General features: G+C 42.3%; 1 rRNA gene. It reads left to right on the top strand.

Annotation, left to right across the window (positions count from 1 at the left end):
- A 5S ribosomal RNA gene (gene rrf / locus AC5O63_RS22470) occupies nt 1-89 on the top strand; the annotation flags it as partial.
- Nucleotides 90-279: the final 190 nt, after the last annotated feature.

The raw sequence follows: 279 nt of genomic DNA, 5'->3' as shown, positions 1-279 counted from the left end.
CCTGATTCCATGCCGAACTCAGAAGTGAAACGAATTAGCGCCGATGGTAGTGTGGGGCTTCCCCATGTGAGAGTAGGACATCGCCAGGCTTTAATTTCGACTTTGTCTACTCTGTAGACAAGTCACCATAAGATTCTAAAAAAGTTTAGAGTTTTATGTTGACTTACCGAGTCAATAGCGTATTATACGCGTCCTGCTTAAGTGCTAAGGCACTGAAAGCAAAGCTCTTTAACAATATAAACCTATCAATCTGTGTGGGCACTCGTTGATGATAATCCA

The sequence above is a fragment of the Vibrio sp. SCP2 genome, assembly GCF_059295395.1.
This window is presented reverse-complemented; position numbering and strand designations above follow the sequence as displayed.